Genomic DNA, 19070 nt, shown 5'->3' on the forward strand with positions numbered 1-19070 from the left:
CTACTGCGCTGGGGCTGCCTGAAGCGTCTCGAAGGCCTTTTTGATGTCGCGACTGATGTCGAGGGTGACATTGTTGCTGCGCTCAAAGCGGGTGATGGCATCAAGGGTGCGGGCACCGATTTGTCCGTCAATGGGACCGACCGAAAAGCCCTTTTCAACCAATAGACGCTGCAACGTCCGCGCCGTTTCGCTTCCGGTCACTTCGCCGCTGCCGGCATCAAACCGAGTGAGTGTGTTGGTTCGGGCCGAGACTGCATAACCATGCTGTCCCGACGTCGTCATCACCAGTCGATCTGGCACCTCGTCCAGCAAGAATTGGCCCACTTTTTCCAACGTCGGCGGATTGGCCTTCGGGTTCACCGCGAATTGCTCAACCTGGCGCGAGTTGCGGTTGCCGATCAAGATCACACCCATATCGCAGGAACTGGCGAGCAGGCCGGCGTTCATCTGCACCTTGGTGTCATAATAGAATGGAGGATCGTATCCGCCCTCAAGCTTGAGGTTGGTTTCGCTCAGCGAGACAATGTCGAGCGATTTAAAGGTAGAGCCGGGGTCATACGTGGCCAGAAACAGCTTGCCGCTCGAGGCAACCAGGAACCAAGCTATGGCCTCGCCGGTGAGGCATGGGCGGCTGGACAAGTTGGCCATCATCGGCACCGGCGCCGGATCGTCAAATTTGAGGCTGCTGAGCTTGCCGCCGGTTGCCTTGCCTTCAATCGCGACCGCAATCAGCGACGGTGGTAGTGCGGTGTTGACGAAAAGGGTCCCCCCCGCTTGAGTGCCGTCGAACCAGGCTTGCGCCACGCCGATTTGCCCGTAGACGTCAGGCACCAGGTCAGGCAGTGCCCTCGGCTCGCCGGGCCGAGACATGTCGAAGGCGATTACCGCTCCCGGGCCAGCCGCTCCGGGAAGGCTGCCGACGACCAGGACGTCGTTCTTCGTAATCGTCAACGAGGGATGTTGTATCGGTACGCCGACTGTGATTCCGCCGACCGCCTTGAGATCGGTGTTGTGCACCTCGACCCGGGTCAGGCCATTGTCCAGCTTCCCGATCACGAACAGCAGCGTCTGGTCAAAGTTCGCCACCATGGCACTGGGGGCGATATCTAGATCCCGCGTCGAGCTGATTTGCAGCGTCGACGCATCGAGGCGGAGGATCCTTCCTTTGCCGTCGGCGGTGCCAGCGGCGAAGACCTTGTCATCGAAAGCGGTGACGGCCGCCGGCGCGAAGGGCAGCGCCTGCGCGGCGCTACGGGTCAGCAGGCCGGTAGGGATGAAGTCATTAATCACGCCCCCCGCCGCCGGAAGCGGTGTTAATCCTGCGGCCGCCGCCAATCCCAGCACTACGATAAGTCGTTTTAGGTGCATATTGGACTGCCTTTCCTTGGACACTGCGAGGTGGGAGGCTATCTCTGGAAGTTCCAGCTGAACTTCGGCTCGATGATCAATTCGGTCTGGAAGAATGTTTGGCCGGTATCCGCGCTGATTCGGACGACGACGTCGCGAAACGGATCCCGAATTGAGGGGATGGCGCCCTTATTTAGGATCACGTCGGTCAGCTTTTTCTTGAACTCGTCCATCACGAAGGTGCCAGTGCGTTCTTCCGACTCCAAAGACTTTCGCGGGAGTGTCTGGGTGTTCCAAGTCACTTCCGGCTGCGCGGCGCTCGCATTGCCGGTGCTGTCGCTGCCGAACGTGTAGGGTTGGATCTTGACGCTGATTTGATCGATCTGCGGGCCGTCGCTGACGATCTTGTGGTACTTGATCACCAACGTGCCGCGGGCGTCGTCGGTCTCGGCGGTCCAACTGAAGCTTTCCTTGATCTCGTCCACTGATTTCTCGATGTCGTCGACGCGGGCATTCAAGGGCGGATTGGTCCTCGTCGCCTTGCCAAGCATGGTCGTCAGCCGGGCCACCTCTTCCTGCAACTTTTTCATCTTGAACTGACCGATCAGTTGAAAGGAATACTCGATCGGGATCATCAGCGACAGATCGTTATCGTCCTTAGCCGTGGCGCTGAGGATGCCGACGACCAAGGGCGTGCCGCCACGGTCGATGTAGACCGGGCTGCCACTTGCGCCGGAGTTTGTGACGCCGTTCACCGTCCAGGCGAAGGCGGCCAAAGCGTTAGAGGTGCTATTGAAAACGAGTGGCCGTTGCCGGTAGCCGGTTGTATCGTATCCGGACGTAAGAAGCGCCGGCGCGTTCAGGTCGACGTCCTTACTGTCGCCAATCTCAAGCGAGGGTGGCACGGTGATGCCGTTGTCGACTATCGCTCGCAACAACACAAGGTCAAGGCTGGCTAGCTCCGAAACGTAGACGACTTGGACGGTGCCGGTGCCGGTCCCTTCGAATTTCGCCTTGATCGAGGCGTTAGCGGCATTTGCCTCTTTCAGTTGGTCGAAGAGATGTGCCGTCGTCAGGATGTAGCCATCCGAACCGACGAAGAACCCGGTGCCGTTACCACTTACCTCTGAGCCAGTGAACGGCCCAATGCGGGCGGTTCCAGTGGTCGTCAACTGAACTAGGCTGTGTTGCACCTTTTGGTGCAATTGCTGATCGGTAGCCTGCGCGGGCGCCGTCGCCACAACAAAGAGTGAAATGAAGATGCCTGCTAGAAAGGGTCGCATCAAACTGCCCCATAAATCTTTTGAACGGCTGCCCTGTCGAAGTCGCTCAACTCACCGTTGTTAAGAAAAATGTCGTTGCAATAGTTCATCACGGAATGCGGATCCCAAGGCGTCATGCCAATGTCAGTGCCGTTGTCGCCTTGCGGCCGCTGAACCCTTTGGCAATCCGTCGGCGTGTCTGGCCGGTTCTGCTCGTGGGAGAAGCCGATCGCATGACCGAACTCGTGAACGGCACTGGTGCGGATGCACCAGTGCCGGGTATCCTCCGAGGACAAACAGCCCGGTTCGGTGATGGTGTAGGCGAAGTTGAGCACCATACCATCCTTCAGTTTGTCGATGTTCTTGCCAAGCTTCAGCACATGTGGACCGACGTCTCTGACGGCTATTCGGATGCCGACCGAGCCCTCTTGACAGGCACCCCAACCCTCGAAGGTCAGGGCCGAGGCCGCTTGCCAGGTCGCTTCGATGGCGCGTCGCACGAGGTCACGGTCGGCAGCGAACTTATCGGAGAACTCCTCCCAGCAGACGAAGAGCGTCTTAGTCGGCCATTTCGCGGCAAGATCAGGATAGGCGCGCTCAATGATGTTTCGCTTTTGCTCGTCGGTCAATTCCGAAAAGAAAGCGCCTGCATTTGCCCCTAAACCCAATCCAAACAACGTCCCGACCGATTGATCCTCAATCAAATCAGCTACGCTTCCATTCAGATTGTCTCCGAATAGCGAGCGCGTCGTAACCATCCGTTCCAGACTATAAGCGTCCTGCGCCCGTACCAAGCCGACTAAACTGAGATTAAGGCTTATGGCGACTAAAATGCAGATTCCTCTGGCCATCCCATTACTCATAGCCGTTAGAGTCCGGCTCGGTTTTTCAGAAGAGCAATGACTTGCTGACCTGGCTTGGTGAAACCATCCTCGTCTCCAAATCCCTCTTTGGACAGGAATCTTGTTTCTGCAGGCGATATTGTTTTTGGGCGAGCAAAACTTGCGTAACAACGAATGACGATATCAACGCCATTTGAATTCGGGTAGGATAAAAATCCTCGCCCGGCGCCATTGCTTAGGCGAACGCTAACATCCGTAGCGGACCAACCGACCGCTCTCGCGAAATCTTCCCGGTATGGCACAGTTCTCCCCCGAAAAATTTCTTCGTCAGCAACTTTGTGCTCGCGGAATGCAACTTCTGTTATTCCTAATTCGCTTCAATTCTATATCGCTTATGCCAACCTACATAAACGTCAGCGCTCAGGCGCATATGCCGGCATCGCTGGACGCCAGAATACTTCGGCTTATTGCCGACGATCTCAAATTGCGGAGATTTCCTTCCGATTATTAGCATGTACCGAAATTCGCGGAATTTCAACCCTTAGTGTTGAACGGCATGAATTCCGTTTAGCTTTTTGGCCGCTTGTATTGTCGCCAATGGTCTTGGATCCCGAGAGAAGCGAACTCGACAATGAACGCATCGCATCTACGCGTTTGGAAGCGACCCGGCGGCGATTCCAATGACGAGCGCCAGGCGTCGACCGCTTTCGGCTGCAAACGCATCAGTGGACGCGATCAGAGTGAGTGCAAGCAAGGATAACCATGAAAACCACATTCGCATCGTGCTCGCCTCTCCCTAAGGCCGTCACAAAATCGAACGTTTGATATCGCTTGAATATTCCCCGCTACCGGCGGACCAGGGTGTTCGCTTCAATTGGCTGCTAACCGGTATTGCATATTAGCAATTGATGTTGTTTGGGCAAGCACCCGCATGCCGCTCTCCCAGAGGATCGCATTGACGACCTATAAAGCCTCATTCAACTAAGTTGCAGACAATATTCTTGTGAAAAACCGTTCCTTGGGGCACAATTTATAAACGCAACTGAAACTGCGGCGCTCTCTGAATTCCGGCCATCAAGCGCCGCGAAATAGTTCGCGCGGGAGAGGCTGCGTCATGGGCCAGGGGTTCTTCCTTCTGTTTGCTGCGGGGGCCGTGGTTACCGCCCTTACGGTCGTCCTGGCTCGGAACCCTGTTCATAGCGCATTGGCGCTGATGGCGTGTTTCCTGCAAATCTCGGCAATCTTTGTCCTGCTTGAAGCGCCGCTCCTCGCAGTCGTGCAGATCTTCGTCTATGTCGGCGCCATCATGGTCCTCTTCCTCTTCGTGATCATGATGATCGACGTGCGCGAAGCGGTGTTGCAACGGTTCGTGCCCGGGGGGAATCTGCCCGCACTGACCCTCCTCGTCCTGCTTGGGGTCGAGATGCTTGCGCTTGTGCTCTGGAGTGGCCGCTTTTCGGCGGTTGAGCCCGTCGCGTCGCGCGGCGGCGACCAGGTGAGGCAGCTGAGCACGGTCCTTTTCGCCGATTATCTGCTGCCGTTCGAAGTTGCTTCGATCATCCTTCTCGCAGCACTCGTTGGTGCCATTGTGCTCGCCCGGAAGGAGACCGGGTGATGGTTCCGCTCTGGTGGTACATTTCGCTCGCCGTGATCCTCTTCGTGATCGGAGCCGCGGGTGTGCTGCTGAGGCGCAACATCCTGGTCGTGCTGATGTCGCTGGAGCTTATGCTCAACTCGGTCAACATCAATTTCATCGCCTTTGGACGGTACTACGGTGACTTTCGCGGGCAGATCGTCGCGATCTTCGTCATCGCCATCACCGCGGCGGAAGTTGCCGTCGCCCTCGGCATTCTGGTCGCCCTCGTGAGGAACAAGCCCACCCTCAAGATCGACGACGTGACGACGATGAAAGGATAGCGGCTTGGATCCGGTGCTATCAATCCGGCCGCTACTTGCCGTCGCCGTCGCAGGACTGGCGGCACTGGCAGTTCTCCTCTTGAACAAGCACGACAAAATCCGGGACGCCGTCTCGCCGCTTGCCGCGGTCGTCATGTTCGCGATCGTCATCTCGATGGCACCCACGGTGCTTTCGGGTGGTACGCTCGATCTCCGCCTGTTCGAGATCCTGCCGGGCATCGCCTTCGCTTTCCGTGTCGATGCGCTCGGCATGGTGTTTGCCACCGTTTCCTCGCTGCTCTGGATCGTCGCAGCGGTCTATTCCATCGGCTACATGCGGCACTTGAACGAGCACGCGCAGACCCGCTTCTTCGCCTGCTTCGCCGCCAGTCTCGCCGCCGCCGTCGGGGGTGCCTTCGCAGCCAATCTGTTCACACTGGTGATCTTCTACGAGGTTCTGAGCCTCGTGACCTATCCGCTCGTCTACCACCACGAGGATGAAGAAGCCTGGGCAGGCAGCCGAAAGTATCTCGTCTACCTGATGGGCGCATCGAAAAGCGTGCTTCTTGCCGCGCTGGCGCTGACCTACCAGATTGCCGGATCGCTCGACTTTGTGCCCGGGGGCCGGCTGGCGAAAGTGGACGCCTCGGCGCCGCTGCTGACGGTTGTCTATTTCTGCTACCTTTTCGGCTTCGCCAAGGCCGCCGTGATGCCGATGCACGCCTGGCTGCCCGCCGCAATGGTTGCACCGACGCCGGTGAGCGCGCTCTTGCATGCAGTGGCCGTGGTCAAGATGGGCGTGTTTTGCCTGCTGCGCTTGGTGTTCGATGTCTTCGGCGTGGATCTGGTCGCAAGGCTGGGGCTCGGCATCGCAACGGCCTATCTCGTCTCCTTCACCATCCTTATGGCGTCGAACTACGCGCTAACCCGCGACGACCTGAAGGCGCGGCTTGCCTATTCGACGGTGAGCCAGCTCTCCTACGTGGTACTGGGTGCTGTGCTTTTGTCTCCGGTCGCGATGATCGGCGGCATCATTCATATCGCCGTGCACGCCTTCTCCAAGATCACGCTCTTCTTCTGCGCCGGATCGATCTACTGCGCCTCGGGAAAACGAAACATCAGCGACATGGCCGGCATCGGCCGCCGGCTGCCCTGGACCATGGGAGCCTTCTTCGTCGCGTCGCTGAGCATGATCGGCGTGCCGCCAACTGCGGGCTTCGTCAGCAAGTGGTATCTTGCGCTCGGCTCGGTCGAAGCAGGCGAGATGGCTTTCCTCGTCGTCCTCCTGGCAAGCTCGGTCCTCAACGCCGCCTACTTCCTGCCGGTGAGCTATATCGCCTTTTTCGGAACAGAGGCGCCGGAAGAGGCAGCACCTGTCCGGGAAATTCCGCTGGTAACGATCCCGCTGGTGGCGACCGCTGCCCTGTCGGTGCTGATGGGCATCTTCCCCGGCTATTTCATCGCCTTGGCGGAAGGAGTGGTCAGATGATCAGGCACATCGTCGATTTCTTTGGCGACGAGCGCTATGCGCGGTCTCGCCGCCGGTTGTTCTATCTCGTGCTCGTTCTGATCGTCGCCGCCGATTTCCTGGTTCCGCGCGAGCAGGCCGAATATCTGTGGGACCGCTTGCCCGGCTGGTCGGCGGCTTATGGTTTCGGCTCCTGCGTGCTCATCATTTTCGTCTCAAAATTCCTCGGCCACCAAGTCGGCCTCATGCGGCGCGAGGACTACTATGATTGACTTCGTCCATCCCGCCCTGCTGTTCATTCTCGGCGCCGTGCCGATCCCGTTCCTGAAGGGAACGGTCCGCAAGGTCTTTCTGGTGCTCGTTCCTGCTCTCGCCATCGTCGCGGTGTTGACGATGGAGCCAGGCAGTTATGGCGCGGCGCGCGTCTTCGGGCAGGAAATCCTGTTTGCAAACGTCGACAAGCTCAGCATCGTCTTTGCCACCGTCTTCACCATCATGGCGCTGATCGGCATGGTTTACGCGCTGCATCTGCCGCGGGCAGGTCAGCATGTGGCGGCCTTCGCCTATGTCGGCAGTGCGCTGGGTGTGGTGTTTGCCGGTGACTATCTGACCCTCTACCTCTTCTGGGAGGGCATGGCGTTTGCCTCGGCCTATCTGGTCTTTGCGCAAGGGGGCGAACGCGCGATCCGTGCGGCTTTCCGCTATCTGATCGTGCATATCACGGGCGGCGTCGCTCTGCTTGGTGGCATCGTGCTCCACGGGTTCGCCGCCGGTTCGTTGCTCTTCGGCCCGATCGCCGGAGCCAGTGCCGCGGGAGCAATGGATATTGGCGGCTATCTGATCCTTGCGGGCTTTTTGCTGAATGCTGCGGTGCCGCCGCTGAACGCCTGGCTGACGGACGCCTATCCCGAAGCGACCGTCACAGGCGCGGTATTCATGAGCGCCTTCACCACCAAGACGGCCGTCTACGTGCTGGCGCGCGCATTCCCAGGCACTGAGCTTCTCGTCTGGCTCGGTGCTGTGATGGCACTCTATGGCGTCATCTATGCGGTGTTGGAAAACGACTGTCGGCGGCTGCTTGCCTATCACATCGTCAGCCAGGTGGGTTACATGGTGGCGGGCATCGGGATCGGCACTGAAATGGCGGTAAATGGAGCCACCAGCCACGCCTTCGCACACATCCTTTACAAGGCGCTTCTCTTCATGGGGGCAGGGGCGGTGATTGAGGTCACCGGACGGCGGAAACTGACCGAGCTCGGCGGGCTCTACAAAACCATGCCGCTGACGGTCGCGCTCTATATGATCGGCGCCTTCGCGATCTCAGCGTTTCCGTTCTTCTCGGGTTTCGTCACCAAGTCGATGGTGATCGCCGCCGCCGGTCAGGATCACAGGGCACTCGTGGTTCTGGTACTCACGATGGCATCGGCAGGCACGTTCCTGCACACGGGCCTCAAGCTGCCCTACTACATGTTTTTCGGGCCTGATCGAAAGCTGGAGGCGCGCGAGCCGCCCAGTAACATGCTGGTTGCGATGGGTATGGCGGCACTGCTTTGCATCGCGATTGGTGTGTTCCCGGGACCGCTCTATGCGCTCCTTCCCTATCCGGTCGCCTTCGAGCCCTATACGGGCGCGCATGTCACCGAAAGCCTCGGTCTGCTGATGTTTACCGCGCTGGGCTTCGTGCTCTTCCTGAAAGCGCTCGATCCGGAAAATACCATCAGCATCGATACGGACTGGTTCTACCGCAAGGGGGCGCGAGCCTTCCTGTGGCTCGCCGAGAGACCGCTGGCGCGATACGAAAAGGCAGTGAGCAATGTGTCCGACGCTCTGGTCCTGCCGCTCCTGCACGGGACGGCGCGCGCCGGACTGCGGGTGGATCTAAATGGCGTCGATGCGGCCGTGAACGGGCTTGCCCGCGCCATCCTTGCTGGCGGCGGCGCGTTGCGGCGGTTGCAGACCGGCATGGTCACCCACTACGCGCTGGCGATGATCGCCGGCGTGATCGCGGCGATCACTGTTTTTGCCATCGTGTGGCAGTAGGGGGTTTTGTGATGGCGTTCCCGCTGCTCAGCCTGATCGTCTTCGTACCTGCCGCCGGGGCGGCGGTCGTGATGCTCCTGCGCAGCGACGAGACGGTGCGGTGGGCAGCGCTCGGCTTCACCTTGCTCGACGTGGCGCTCGCCATTGCGATGCTTTCCGGGTTTAATACCGGGAGCTCAGAGATGCAGTTTGTCGAGAAGCACCCGTGGGTGCCGGCGCTTGGCATAACCTTTGCGCTCGGCGTCGACGGGATCAGTGCGCTCTTCGTGTTCCTGACCGCGCTTTTGGGCTGGGTCTCCGTGCTCGCCTCATGGGTCGCCATCGACCGCAAAGTGAAGCAGTTCATGGTCTGCCTGCTCGCCATGCAGACCCTGATGTTGGGTGTATTCACGGCGCTCGACCTGTTTCTCTTCTATGTCTGCTGGGAGGCGATGCTGATCCCGATGTATCTGATCATCGGGGTCTGGGGCGGTGGCGGCCGGGTCTATGCGGCGTTCAAGTTCTTCCTCTACACCCTGGCGGGCAGCCTCCTGTTCCTGATCGGCGTCATCGTTCTTTACTTCGAGGGTGGCAGGACCTTCGACATCCTCGCCTTGATGGCACTCGACCTGCCGTTCGACATTCAATCCTGGCTGTTTTTTGCCTTCCTCGTCGCATTCGCGGTCAAGGTGCCGATGGTCCCGCTCCATACCTGGCTGCCGGACGCCCATGTGCAGGCTCCGACGGCCGGCAGCATCATCCTTGCCGGCGTACTCCTGAAGATGGGGGCCTATGGATTCCTGAGGTTCTCGCTGCCGATGCTGCCGGAGGCTTCAGTCTATTATTCGACCTTGATGATGGCTCTCTCGGCACTCGCGATCGTTTATGGCGGGCTGCTTGCCTTGGCGCAGGACGATTTAAAGAAGCTGGTGGCCTATTCGAGCATCAGCCATATGGGCTTCGTGACGCTTGGGATTTTTGCCCTCAACCCGCTCGGGCTTCAAGGCAGCATCCTGCAGATGTTCAATCACGGCGTGACGACCGGCGCGCTCTTTCTGTTCGTCGGCCTGATCTACGAGCGCACCCATACCCGCAGCATCGCCGACTATGGCGGCTTGATGAAGGTGGCTCCCGTTTACACCGGATTTCTGGCGTTGTTCGTGCTGTCGTCGATGGCGTTGCCGGGAACGAACGCGTTCGTGGGCGAGTTGCTGGTGCTATCGGGCGGGTTTGCGGCCAACCTCACCCTTGGCGCAGTCGCCGTATTGGGCGCGTTGATGAGCGCGGCCTATCTGCTTGGCATGTATCGGAAAGTGGCGCTCGGTCCGGCAACCGTCGGCGCGCGGTTCAAGGTTCGTGATGTCAACGGCCGCGAACTGGTGGCGATCCTGCCGCTTGCCGTCTTCGTGCTTTGGGTCGGGTTCTACCCCAAGCCCTTTCTCGCCATCATCGACAGCTCGGTCACGCATCTTTTGCAGCAGGTCCACGACAGGGGGAACGGCCCATGACCGCCGCAGCGCTCCTTGCGTCGATCCTTGTAAGCCTGCCCGAAATCATCGTGATTGTCGGGTCCTCAATCCTGTTGATTGGCGGGCAACTCTTGCCGAAGGGAAAGGACGCTCTTCTTGTGTGGGCGTCGATCGGTGTGGTGCTGGTCGCTGCGGTGGCGACATTCACGCTGTCAGGAGGGGCGCAGCCGGCCTATGCGGGCATGTTCGTCGCCGACCCCTTCTCCATCTTCTTCAAATCGCTGTTCTACCTGTCGATCCTGCTCACGTTCCTGCTCTCGCGAAACTATGCCGATATCGAAGGGATCGGCGGCAGCGAATACTATGTCCTGCTGCTGCTTGCGCTTGCCGGCATGATGATCATGGCGTCTGCGACCGATCTCCTGTCGATCTATGTCAGTCTCGAACTGATGGTGCTGTGCACCTACGTGCTGACCGGCTTCCTCCGGCGTGAACAACGCTCAAACGAGGCGGCGCTCAAATACGTCATCCTCGGCGCCGTCTCGACCGGGATTTTCCTTTATGGTGTTTCGCTGGTCTATGGCCTTACCGGCACGACGCAGCTGGATCGTATGGCGACGGCAATCAGCAATAATCCGCTCGATCCGGGTTTGCTTTTGGCGGTCGTGTTCATCGTCGCGGGGCTGGTTTTCAAGATTGGCGCGGTGCCGTTCCACATGTGGGTGCCGGATGTCTACGAGGGTGCCCCGACGACGATTACCGCCTTCATGTCTGTCGGGCCCAAGGCGGCAGGCTTCGCGGTGATCCTCAGGGTGTTCCTCAACCCGTTGGTCGCAAGCTCCAACGTCTGGATCATATTGGCCGTTATCGCGGTGGTGACGATGGCGCTCGGCAGCTTCGTGGCGCTGGTGCAGGATAACTTCAAGCGCCTGCTCGCCTATTCCAGTATCGCCCATGCCGGCTTTGCCATTTTGGGCATCGTGGCCGGCGGTGCGGACGGGATCGCCAGCGTGATGCTCTACCTTCTGATTTACACTTTCATGAACCTTGGCATCTTCGGCGCCGTCATCATGATGCGCAACGGCAATTTCTCGGGCGAAGTCATTGACGACTATTCCGGCTTCGCCAAGCTGCATCCGGGGCTGGCGCTGTTGATGTTGCTCTATCTGTTTTCGCTGGCGGGCATTCCGCCGACGGCAGGCTTCTTTGCCAAGTTCTACGTGCTGGTCGCGCTCGTCGAGCGCGGTTTCGTCCTCCTGGCCGTGATCGCGGTGCTCCTGAGCGCCGTCGCCGCCTATTTTTACATCCGCATCGTCATGGTGATGTTCATGCGCGAACCAGAGCGGTCGTTCGAGCCGGCGCTGACGCCCCTGGTCGGCGCTGCTCTCGCCGTCACGGCCGCCGGCACGATTGGCATCGGCCTGTTTCCGGCGTGGTTTCTGAAGCTCGCCCAGCAGTCGGCCTTCGGCGGCTGAGCGATCGCATTTGCATTGGCCTATCCGACAGAATAAACTAGCAGTTTAGGAAAGGAATGCCCAAAGTCGCTTCTACTGGGCGACCGCGTTACCGGCCCGAAAGAGCCGATCGCGGCTTGAGCAACGTCCCCGATGGGTGACCGGGCTGCGCGATATGTCTGCAGCGGATTTCCTGCCGGTTCTTTTCATGATCGCCGGAATTGTTCTGGTGGTGGGGGCGACGCTTTTTGTTTCCTCGCTGTTGCGGCCGTCCAATCCTTATCCCGAAAAGAACATGCCCTATGAATGCGGAATGGACCCGGCAGGCGAGGCAGCCGGGGGACGCTTCAGGGTGCAGTTCTTCATCCTTGCGATCCTCCTGGTCGTCTTTGATGTCGAGGCGATGTTTCTCTTCCCCTGGGCAGTCGTTCTCAAAGAGATTGGTCTCGTCGCTTATCTCGAAATGTTCGTCTTCATCGTGCTGCTTCTCGTGGGTTTTGCCTACGCCTGGCTGAAGGGAGCGCTGGAATGGGAGGAGTAGGAAACACGATCCAGGACAGCGTGCTGTTCACCACGGCCGAGAGCGTCATCAATTGGAGCCGAAGGTCGGCCTTGTGGCCCGAGACCTTCGGCATCGCCTGCTGTGCCATCGAAATGATCTCGGCCGGCTGCGCGCGCTACGACCTCGACCGGTTCGGCGTGGTGTTTCGCCCTTCGCCGCGGCAGTCCGACGTGATGATCATCGCCGGCACGGTGACCCGCAAGTTCGCGCCCGTCGTGCGCCGGCTTTACGACCAGATGCCGGAGCCACGCTGGGTGATCGCCATGGGTACCTGCGCCATTTCAGGGGGCGTCTACAACACCTATGCCGTGGTGCAAGGGTCTGAAACCTTTGTGCCAGTCGACGTGCATGTGCCCGGCTGTCCGCCACGGCCCGAGGCGCTGATGCATGGCTTCCTGCTATTGCAAGAAAAGATCAAGAAGTCCCGCGCGCTTGCCGGAACGCCTCTCGATCGGGTGGCGGCATCATGAGTGTCGAACCGTCTCTCAATCGCGCTTTGATCCTGGAGCGCTTCGGGGAAACCATCGAGGATCTCGGCACTGCGCATGGCATTGATGTCTTTGTCGTTCCGCCCGAAAAGATCGTCGAATTCTGCCGGTTCCTGAAGGACCAACCCGAGTTCAGGTTCAACTTCCTTTCCGACATCTGCGGCGTTGACCATTATCCCGAAACGCCGCGCTTTGAGGCGGTATATCATCTCTATTCGCTGCCCAATCGGTGGCGTGTCCGCATCAAGTGTCGGCTTGGCGATCCGCCCGAGGTTGCCTCGGTCACCGGGGTCTGGCGCACGGCCAACTGGCATGAGCGCGAGGCCTGGGACATGTATGGCATCCGGTTCACGGGGCATCCTGACTTGCGCCGGATCTATATGTGGGAGGGCTTCGAGGGCTTTCCCCAGCGCAAGGATTTCCCGCTTAAGGGGTACAAGGACAAGCTGAACCCGTTTGGTGCCGAAGGTCCGCCGCCGACCCAGCCCGACCTCGCCACGCGGAACATTCCATAGGAGGAAAGGTGCGGGCGGTTTCCTTTTGGACCGATCCGAAATCACATGAACCACGGAGACCGATCGATACCGGAAAGTTGAGATGACCGAAGTCACCGAGCTCACGAGGCCGGAAGGAGAAGCGCTCAACAGCAAGGAAGTGCTTCTCAATCTCGGACCCCAACACCCCAGCACTCATGGGGTCCTCCGGCTCGTGCTCGAACTGGACGGCGAGTATGTCAAGCGGGTGGACCCCCATATCGGCTACCTGCATCGCGGCACGGAAAAACTGGCAGAAAGTTTTACCTATACGCAGATCTTCCCGCTGACCGACAGGCTCGACTACCTCTGCCCGCCCTCGAACAACCTGGCCTTCGCGCTCGCGGTGGAGAAGCTGCTCGGCATCGAGGCCCCGATCCGGGCGCAATATATCCGCGTGATGATGGCGGAACTCGCGCGCATCTCCGGTCATCTTTTGATCACCGGCGCGCTGCCGATGGATCTCGGCGCCATGACCGCGCTGCTTTACGTCATGCGCGAGCGCGAAATGATCATGGATCTCCTCGAAATGGTCACCGGTGCGCGCATGCACACCTCCTTCTGCCGGGTCGGTGGCGTTCGCGAGGATCTGCCTGACGGGTTCTTCGCAAAGATCAGGGAGTTCTGCGACATCTTCCCAAACCGGATCCGCGACTATGAGCGGCTGCTCGAAGACAACCGGGTGTTCCTCAAACGCACCCAAGGGATCGGCGTCATCACCGCCGAAGACGCCATCGATCTCGGGCTCAGCGGTCCGAACCTGCGTGCCTCCGGCGTCGACTGGGACATCCGTCGTGACGAGCCCTACGAGATCTACGACCGGCTCGATTTCAATGTCATCACGCGCGACGAAGGCGATTGTTATGCGCGTTGGCGCTGCCGGGTCGATGAGATGCGTGAAAGCATGCGCATCATCGAACAATGCATCGACCAGATGCCCGAGGGGCCGTTCCAGGTCGACATGCCGACGATTGCCTTCCCCGTCGACAAGGAGCGCGTGCATTGCTCGATGGAGGCCCTGATCCAGCATTTCGACCTTTCTGCCTACGGCTTCAGCGTGCCGAAGGGCGAGGTCTATTCGGCAATCGAGGCGCCCAAGGGCGAGCTCGGGTTCTACATCATCAGCGATGGATCGCCGAAACCGTTCCGCATGAAGGTCAGGGCACCCTCATTCGTCAACCTTCAAGGCGTCTTCGGCGTCACGAACGCCCGCTATCTGGCGGACATGATCGCCGTGCTCGGCAGCCTCGATCCTGTGATGGCGGAGGTCGACAAGTAGCGGAGATTTGGACGTGATGGCGATGCGCGAGAAGATCGAACAGGCGGCGGCGCGGTATCCCGACCAGCGCTCGGCGATCATGCCCGCACTTTTGATCGCGCAGCGCGAACATGGCCATCTGCCCGGCCCGGTGCTGGAGGAAGTCGCCGAAATCCTCGGCGTCGAACGGATCTGGGTCTACGAGCTCGCAACCTTCTACACGCTCTTCCATACCGAGCCGGTGGGCAAGTTCCATCTGCAACTCTGCGACAACGTATCCTGCATGCTGCGGCGATCCGAGGATCTGCTGACGCATCTGGAGAACGTGCTCGGGATCAAGAAGGGAGGCACGACGGCGGATGGTCTGTTTACGCTCTCGACCGTCGAATGCCTCGGCGCCTGTGAAATGGCTCCGGTCATGCAGGTCGGCGACGACTATCACGGCAATCTCGACATCGAGCGGATCGACGCGCTGCTTGCCCGGCTGCGCGCCATGGTGCCTGACACGACCGGCGCCGATCTCGCTGCCGTCGAACCGCCGGGGGAATAGCCATGTACGAACCGGTTCTTCTGAAGAATGTGAACGTGCAGGATGGGCATCTTCTTTCGACCTATGAGGCCGGCGGCGGCTACCGAGGGCTTCACAAAGCCCTCAAGGAACATACGCCCGATGAGATCATCGATCTTATCAAGCGGTCGAACCTGCGTGGCCGCGGCGGTGCAGGGTTTCCGACCGGCATGAAGTGGAGTTTCGTCCCCAAGCGGGCCGACAAGCCGAAGTATCTCTGCTGTAACGCCGACGAAGGGGAGCCTGGCACCTTCAAGGACCGGATCGTCATGGAGCGCGACCCGCACCAGCTGGTCGAGGGCATGGCGATCAGTGCCTATGCGATCGGAGCCGAGGTCGCCTATGTCTACATTCGCGGCGAGTATGTGCTGGCGATCAGGCGGCTGGAGCAGGCGATTGCCGAGGCCAAGGCCAAAGGCTATCTCGGAACGCGGATACTGGGTTCGGACTTCGATTTCGTCGTCCACGTCCATTGCGGTGCTGGTGCCTATATCTGTGGCGAAGAGACCGCGATGCTCGACTCGCTCGAGGGCAAGAGGGCGCAGCCGCGCCTGAAGCCGCCATTTCCAGCCGTTGCGGGGCTCTATGCCAGCCCGACCGTCATCAACAATGTCGAGACGCTGGTGTGCGTGCCGCATATCGTGGCGCGGGGCCCTGACTGGTTCCGCGGTATCGGACCCGAAAAGAGCCCCGGCCCGAAGCTCTACTGCGTCAGCGGGCAGGTGCGCATGCCCGGGCTTTACGAACTGCCGATGGGGATCCCGCTTCGAGAACTGGTCGAGGACCATGCCGGCGGGCCGCCGGCCGGTCGCAAGATCAAGGCGGTAATACCAGGTGGTGTTTCCGCACCGGTGATCCCGGAGAAGGGGCTAGACGTCGGAATGGACTTTGACTCGCTTGCTGCTGCCGGCACGATGCTGGGTTCGGCAGGCGTGATCGTCGTCGATGACACGACCTGCATGGTCAAGGTCGCCACCCGCATCATCGAGTTCTTTCACCACGAGTCCTGCGGCAAGTGCACACCCTGCCGCGAGGGGTTGAACTGGGTTGTGAAAGTGCTGCGCCGGATCGAGGCGGGCGAGGGAGCCCCCGGCGACATGGAGCAGCTGGACATGCTCTGCAAGGGCATTTTTGGCAATACGTTTTGTGCTTTGGGTGACGGTGCTGCGATGGGGTTGCGGGCCTCGCTTGCGCATTTCCGCGAGGAGTTCGTCGCCCATATCGAGGAGCGGAAGTGTCCGTTCCACTGAGGAGCGCTCTAGCGCGGGCGAGTAAGTCATGGTGAGCGTTACGATCAATGGGCAAACACTGGACGTCGAGGCCGGCTCGACTGTGTTGCAGGCCGCTCAGCGCTTGGGCATCGAAATTCCGACCTTCTGCTACTTAAAGCGCCTGCCGCCGCTTGCCTCCTGCCGCATGTGTCTCATCGAGATCGAGGGACTGCGGCGGCTACAGCCGTCCTGCGCCACAGCCGTCACTGAAGGCATGGTCGTGCGAACGGACACGCCACTGATTGATGAAACACGTTCGTCCATGCTGGACATGCTGCTCGCCAACCACCCGCTCGACTGCCCGATCTGCGACAAGGGCGGCGAGTGTGAGCTCCAGGACATGGTGATGGCCTATGGCCCGGGGAGAAGCCGCTTTCATGATCCCAAGCGCGTCTTCCATTCTCGCGACATTCGCCTGAGCCCGGTCGTCATCATGAACGTCAACCGTTGTATCCAGTGCCAGCGCTGCGTGCGCATGTGCGAGGAGGTCGTCGGCGCGGTCGCCCTTGGCACCGTCGAGAAAGGCATGGATACGGCCGTCACCGGCTTTGAGGGCAGTCTTGCCAGTTGCGACCAGTGTGGCAACTGCATCGAAGTCTGTCCGGTCGGCGCGCTGATGAGCTTTCCCTATCGCTATAAGGCTCGGCCCTGGGATCTCGCCGAGGTCGACACGATCTGTCCGCATTGCGGCACGGGATGTCAGTTGACCGTCGGCGCGCGCAAGGGCGAATTCATGCGTGTCCGGTCCAAGGAGGAACACGGCGTCAACCGCGAAACGCTCTGCGCACGCGGCCGTTTCGGCCTCGACTTCATCGAAGGGCATGATCGGATCAAACGACCGATGATCCGCCGCGACGGCACTCTTGTGCCGGTCTCCTGGGACGAAGCAGGAGACTATCTGCGCCGGCGGCTAGCAGCGGTCGAAAGCAAGGCTTCCGGCGGACTTGTCTCGCCGCGCCTGCCCAATGAGGTTCTCTATCAGTTCCAAAAGCTCATGCGCACGGTCTTTGCGACCAACAACATCGACAGCTCGTCGCGCTGGTCCACACCCTTCGACGCGCTTGCCCCGCTGATGGCAGGCTACAGTCGTGCACCTTTGACGGACGTGATCGGCGTCGATCACGTGCTTGTTATCGGCGGCAACGTGACCGAGGAAAACCCGGTCACCGAGTATCTGCTGCGGGATGCCGCCAGGCGGCGCGGGACTGGATTACTCATGCTCTCGACGCGACCGTCCCGCCTCGACGCCGATGCTAAGGCTGTGGTTCGTGTATCGCCTGGCGGAGAGGTCGCGAGCCTTGCAGCCGTGGTTGCCGGACTTGCTGCGGCCGTCGGTGACAAACTGTCAGGTGACGCTGTTGCAGAGATCGGCGTGGCAGTCGGCGGCCCGGTGGCTGGCAATGGCGGCGATGGACCGGATCGTCTGGCCGCAGCACTCAACGAAGGCAGCACTGTCACCGTGCTTGTCAGTGTCGACCTCCTGAGATCGTCCGACGCGCGGGGAGCGTTGCAGCAACTCACCAATCTCTTGCAACTGCTTCGCCTCCTCGGCAAGACCCCAGCATTGCAGTTCCTCTTCGACCGCGCCAACCAGCTGGGCGCCTTTGATATGGGGGCCCTGGCGGGCGGCTTGCCGGGGCTGCAGCCGGTTGTCGACGAGACGGCGCGCGCCGCTCTTGCCCGGAACTGGGGCGCCGAAATCCCCCATGGGCCGGGTGGTGACCTCGACGCGATGCTGGATCTCTGCGTGGCTGGGCAAATGGGCGCGCTCTACCTTGTCGGAACTGACCCCCTGGTCTCTTATCCGGACAGGGAGTTCGTGGCGCGGGCACTTGGCGCCGCTGATCTCTTGATCGTGCAGGACAGTTTCCTTAACGAGACGGCCGCACTGGCCGAGGTCGTCTTGCCAGCGGCGGGCTACGGTGAAGAGCCCGGCAGCTTTACCAACAACGAGGGTCGCATCCAGCAGGTCGCCAAGTTCCGGGAACCAGTCTTTGAGGCGCGGGGTAATCTCGCTATCTTCGATTTTGTCGCAGCTGAGCGCGGCCAAATATTGCAGCCTTCGACGCATGTCGCGGTTTTCGATGAGATCGCCCGGCTGATACCGGCCTATCAGGCGCTCACCTGGACCGGACTTGGTGCCGACGGTGCCTTCACGAAAGAAGGCCCGACGCCACCGGCGGAAGCCTTCCATGCACCGCCGACCGTTTCGCAACCGCGCGACGGGCTCCTGCTCGTCACCGGCAACTGTCTATTCCACAATGGCTATCTGACCGAGCGTTCGGAGATCCTGAACACGGTCGCCAACGATCCTTATGTCGCGATGAGCGCTGAGGATGCGGCTAAGCTTGGCCTTTCGGACGGCGACCAGGTGGTCGTTCGTTCAACCCGCGGTGAACTGGTAGCGCAGCTCAAGGTCGAAAAGCCGTTTCCCAAGGGTCTTGTCTTTGTTCCCGAAAACTATCGGTCTCTTCGCCTCAACAGCTTGATGAGGCGCGGTGAATACCCGTGTCCGGTTAAGGTTCACAAGGCAGCAGCAGCGCACGCAATCGAGGGCACGAACCGGGTCTGGCGAGGAGCATGAGGATGTGCGCGCGAGGCCCCTGCAAGGCCCGTGTCCCGACCTGTGGGCG

The 19070-nt window shown here is 60.3% G+C and carries 17 protein-coding genes; 14 read left to right on the top strand and 3 right to left on the bottom strand.

What is annotated here, in order from left to right:
* From AC3WVQ_RS28735 to AC3WVQ_RS28745, 3 genes are read right to left on the bottom strand one after another with little or no spacing between them, the layout of a single operon-like run.
* The gene (locus AC3WVQ_RS28735; RefSeq protein ID WP_492383336.1) at positions 1-1368 is read right to left on the bottom strand and encodes a peptidoglycan-binding domain-containing protein; all 1368 of its coding nucleotides are present in this window, start codon (positions 1366-1368) and stop codon (positions 1-3) included.
* Between the two features lie 38 nt (positions 1369-1406).
* A complete protein-coding gene (locus AC3WVQ_RS28740; RefSeq protein ID WP_492383337.1) occupies positions 1407-2630 on the bottom strand; it encodes a S1 family peptidase in 1224 nt (407 codons plus the stop codon).
* Entirely contained in the window at positions 2630-3460 is an 831-nt protein-coding gene (locus AC3WVQ_RS28745) for a zinc metalloprotease (protein ID WP_492383338.1), read from the bottom strand. The genes AC3WVQ_RS28740 and AC3WVQ_RS28745 overlap by 1 nt, the downstream gene beginning before the upstream one ends.
* 1105 nt (positions 3461-4565) lie before the next feature.
* Between AC3WVQ_RS28745 and AC3WVQ_RS28750 the strand changes: the two genes are divergently transcribed.
* The 14 genes from AC3WVQ_RS28750 (at position 4566) to nuoG (ending at position 19021) form a co-directional block, all read left to right on the top strand.
* Positions 4566-5066 carry an NADH-quinone oxidoreductase subunit J gene (locus AC3WVQ_RS28750; protein ID WP_089045251.1) on the top strand — a complete coding sequence of 167 codons (501 nt, stop codon included), beginning with the start codon at positions 4566-4568 and terminating at the stop codon, positions 5064-5066.
* The gene (gene nuoK / locus AC3WVQ_RS28755) at positions 5066-5368 is read left to right on the top strand and encodes an NADH-quinone oxidoreductase subunit NuoK (protein WP_029742540.1); all 303 of its coding nucleotides are present in this window, start codon (positions 5066-5068) and stop codon (positions 5366-5368) included. Before AC3WVQ_RS28750 ends, nuoK begins: the two co-directional genes overlap by 1 nt.
* A gap of 4 nt (positions 5369-5372) precedes the next feature.
* Positions 5373-6836, top strand: coding sequence for a monovalent cation/H+ antiporter subunit D family protein (locus AC3WVQ_RS28760; protein ID WP_492383339.1), 1464 nt, complete (start codon positions 5373-5375; stop codon positions 6834-6836).
* The gene (locus tag AC3WVQ_RS28765; RefSeq protein ID WP_492383340.1) at positions 6833-7087 is read left to right on the top strand and encodes a hypothetical protein; all 255 of its coding nucleotides are present in this window, start codon (positions 6833-6835) and stop codon (positions 7085-7087) included. Before AC3WVQ_RS28760 ends, AC3WVQ_RS28765 begins: the two co-directional genes overlap by 4 nt.
* Positions 7080-8855, top strand: a complete 1776-nt coding sequence (locus AC3WVQ_RS28770) for a Na(+)/H(+) antiporter subunit D (RefSeq protein ID WP_492383341.1) — start codon at positions 7080-7082, stop codon at positions 8853-8855. The genes AC3WVQ_RS28765 and AC3WVQ_RS28770 overlap by 8 nt, the downstream gene beginning before the upstream one ends.
* An 11-nt stretch (positions 8856-8866) precedes the next feature.
* Positions 8867-10342: a complex I subunit 4 family protein gene (locus tag AC3WVQ_RS28775; protein ID WP_492383342.1), complete on the top strand. Its 1476-nt coding sequence runs from the start codon at positions 8867-8869 to the stop codon at positions 10340-10342.
* Positions 10339-11778, top strand: a complete 1440-nt coding sequence (locus AC3WVQ_RS28780) for an NADH-quinone oxidoreductase subunit N (protein ID WP_492383343.1) — start codon at positions 10339-10341, stop codon at positions 11776-11778. Before AC3WVQ_RS28775 ends, AC3WVQ_RS28780 begins: the two co-directional genes overlap by 4 nt.
* 154 nt (positions 11779-11932) lie before the next feature.
* On the top strand, positions 11933-12298 hold the full coding sequence (locus tag AC3WVQ_RS28785) for an NADH-quinone oxidoreductase subunit A (RefSeq protein WP_029742550.1): 366 nt from the start codon (positions 11933-11935) through the stop codon (positions 12296-12298).
* Entirely contained in the window at positions 12286-12789 is a 504-nt protein-coding gene (locus tag AC3WVQ_RS28790; protein ID WP_060517302.1) for a NuoB/complex I 20 kDa subunit family protein, read from the top strand. Before AC3WVQ_RS28785 ends, AC3WVQ_RS28790 begins: the two co-directional genes overlap by 13 nt.
* Positions 12786-13322 (top strand): NADH-quinone oxidoreductase subunit C, encoded by a 537-nt coding sequence (locus AC3WVQ_RS28795; RefSeq protein ID WP_492383344.1) that lies wholly within the window; start codon positions 12786-12788, stop codon positions 13320-13322. The genes AC3WVQ_RS28790 and AC3WVQ_RS28795 overlap by 4 nt, the downstream gene beginning before the upstream one ends.
* Before the next feature lie 82 nt (positions 13323-13404).
* Positions 13405-14619 carry an NADH dehydrogenase (quinone) subunit D gene (gene nuoD, locus AC3WVQ_RS28800; RefSeq protein WP_060517298.1) on the top strand — a complete coding sequence of 405 codons (1215 nt, stop codon included), beginning with the start codon at positions 13405-13407 and terminating at the stop codon, positions 14617-14619.
* Between the two features lie 16 nt (positions 14620-14635).
* Positions 14636-15148, top strand: coding sequence for an NADH-quinone oxidoreductase subunit NuoE (gene nuoE / locus AC3WVQ_RS28805; RefSeq protein ID WP_492383561.1), 513 nt, complete (start codon positions 14636-14638; stop codon positions 15146-15148).
* Positions 15149-15150: 2 nt separating this feature from the next.
* Positions 15151-16416, top strand: a complete 1266-nt coding sequence (gene nuoF, locus AC3WVQ_RS28810; RefSeq protein WP_492383345.1) for an NADH-quinone oxidoreductase subunit NuoF — start codon at positions 15151-15153, stop codon at positions 16414-16416.
* 28 nt (positions 16417-16444) lie between these two features.
* Positions 16445-19021: an NADH-quinone oxidoreductase subunit NuoG gene (gene nuoG, locus AC3WVQ_RS28815; RefSeq protein WP_492383346.1), complete on the top strand. Its 2577-nt coding sequence runs from the start codon at positions 16445-16447 to the stop codon at positions 19019-19021.
* Positions 19022-19070 lie beyond the last annotated feature (49 nt).

It is taken from the genome of Ensifer sp. EB106-05-01-XG146 (assembly GCF_058791875.1).

Excerpts from the sequence above, each read along its gene's own strand:
- AC3WVQ_RS28775 (WP_492383342.1), top strand. The coding sequence starts at position 8,867 with ATGGCGTTCCCGCTGCTCAGCCTGATCGTCTTCGTACCTGCCGCCGGG.
- AC3WVQ_RS28765 (WP_492383340.1), top strand. The coding sequence starts at position 6,833 with ATGATCAGGCACATCGTCGATTTCTTTGGCGACGAGCGCTATGCGCGG.
- AC3WVQ_RS28735 (WP_492383336.1), bottom strand. The coding sequence starts at position 1,368 with ATGCACCTAAAACGACTTATCGTAGTGCTGGGATTGGCGGCGGCCGCA.
- nuoE (WP_492383561.1), top strand. The coding sequence starts at position 14,636 with ATGGCGATGCGCGAGAAGATCGAACAGGCGGCGGCGCGGTATCCCGAC.
- AC3WVQ_RS28750 (WP_089045251.1), top strand. The coding sequence starts at position 4,566 with ATGGGCCAGGGGTTCTTCCTTCTGTTTGCTGCGGGGGCCGTGGTTACC.
- AC3WVQ_RS28785 (WP_029742550.1), top strand. The coding sequence starts at position 11,933 with ATGTCTGCAGCGGATTTCCTGCCGGTTCTTTTCATGATCGCCGGAATT.
- nuoF (WP_492383345.1), top strand. The coding sequence starts at position 15,151 with ATGTACGAACCGGTTCTTCTGAAGAATGTGAACGTGCAGGATGGGCAT.
- AC3WVQ_RS28790 (WP_060517302.1), top strand. The coding sequence starts at position 12,286 with ATGGGAGGAGTAGGAAACACGATCCAGGACAGCGTGCTGTTCACCACG.
- AC3WVQ_RS28795 (WP_492383344.1), top strand. The coding sequence starts at position 12,786 with ATGAGTGTCGAACCGTCTCTCAATCGCGCTTTGATCCTGGAGCGCTTC.
- nuoD (WP_060517298.1), top strand. The coding sequence starts at position 13,405 with ATGACCGAAGTCACCGAGCTCACGAGGCCGGAAGGAGAAGCGCTCAAC.
- nuoK (WP_029742540.1), top strand. The coding sequence starts at position 5,066 with ATGGTTCCGCTCTGGTGGTACATTTCGCTCGCCGTGATCCTCTTCGTG.
- AC3WVQ_RS28780 (WP_492383343.1), top strand. The coding sequence starts at position 10,339 with ATGACCGCCGCAGCGCTCCTTGCGTCGATCCTTGTAAGCCTGCCCGAA.
- nuoG (WP_492383346.1), top strand. The coding sequence starts at position 16,445 with ATGGTGAGCGTTACGATCAATGGGCAAACACTGGACGTCGAGGCCGGC.
- AC3WVQ_RS28745 (WP_492383338.1), bottom strand. The coding sequence starts at position 3,460 with ATGGCCAGAGGAATCTGCATTTTAGTCGCCATAAGCCTTAATCTCAGT.
- AC3WVQ_RS28740 (WP_492383337.1), bottom strand. The coding sequence starts at position 2,630 with ATGCGACCCTTTCTAGCAGGCATCTTCATTTCACTCTTTGTTGTGGCG.
- AC3WVQ_RS28770 (WP_492383341.1), top strand. The coding sequence starts at position 7,080 with ATGATTGACTTCGTCCATCCCGCCCTGCTGTTCATTCTCGGCGCCGTG.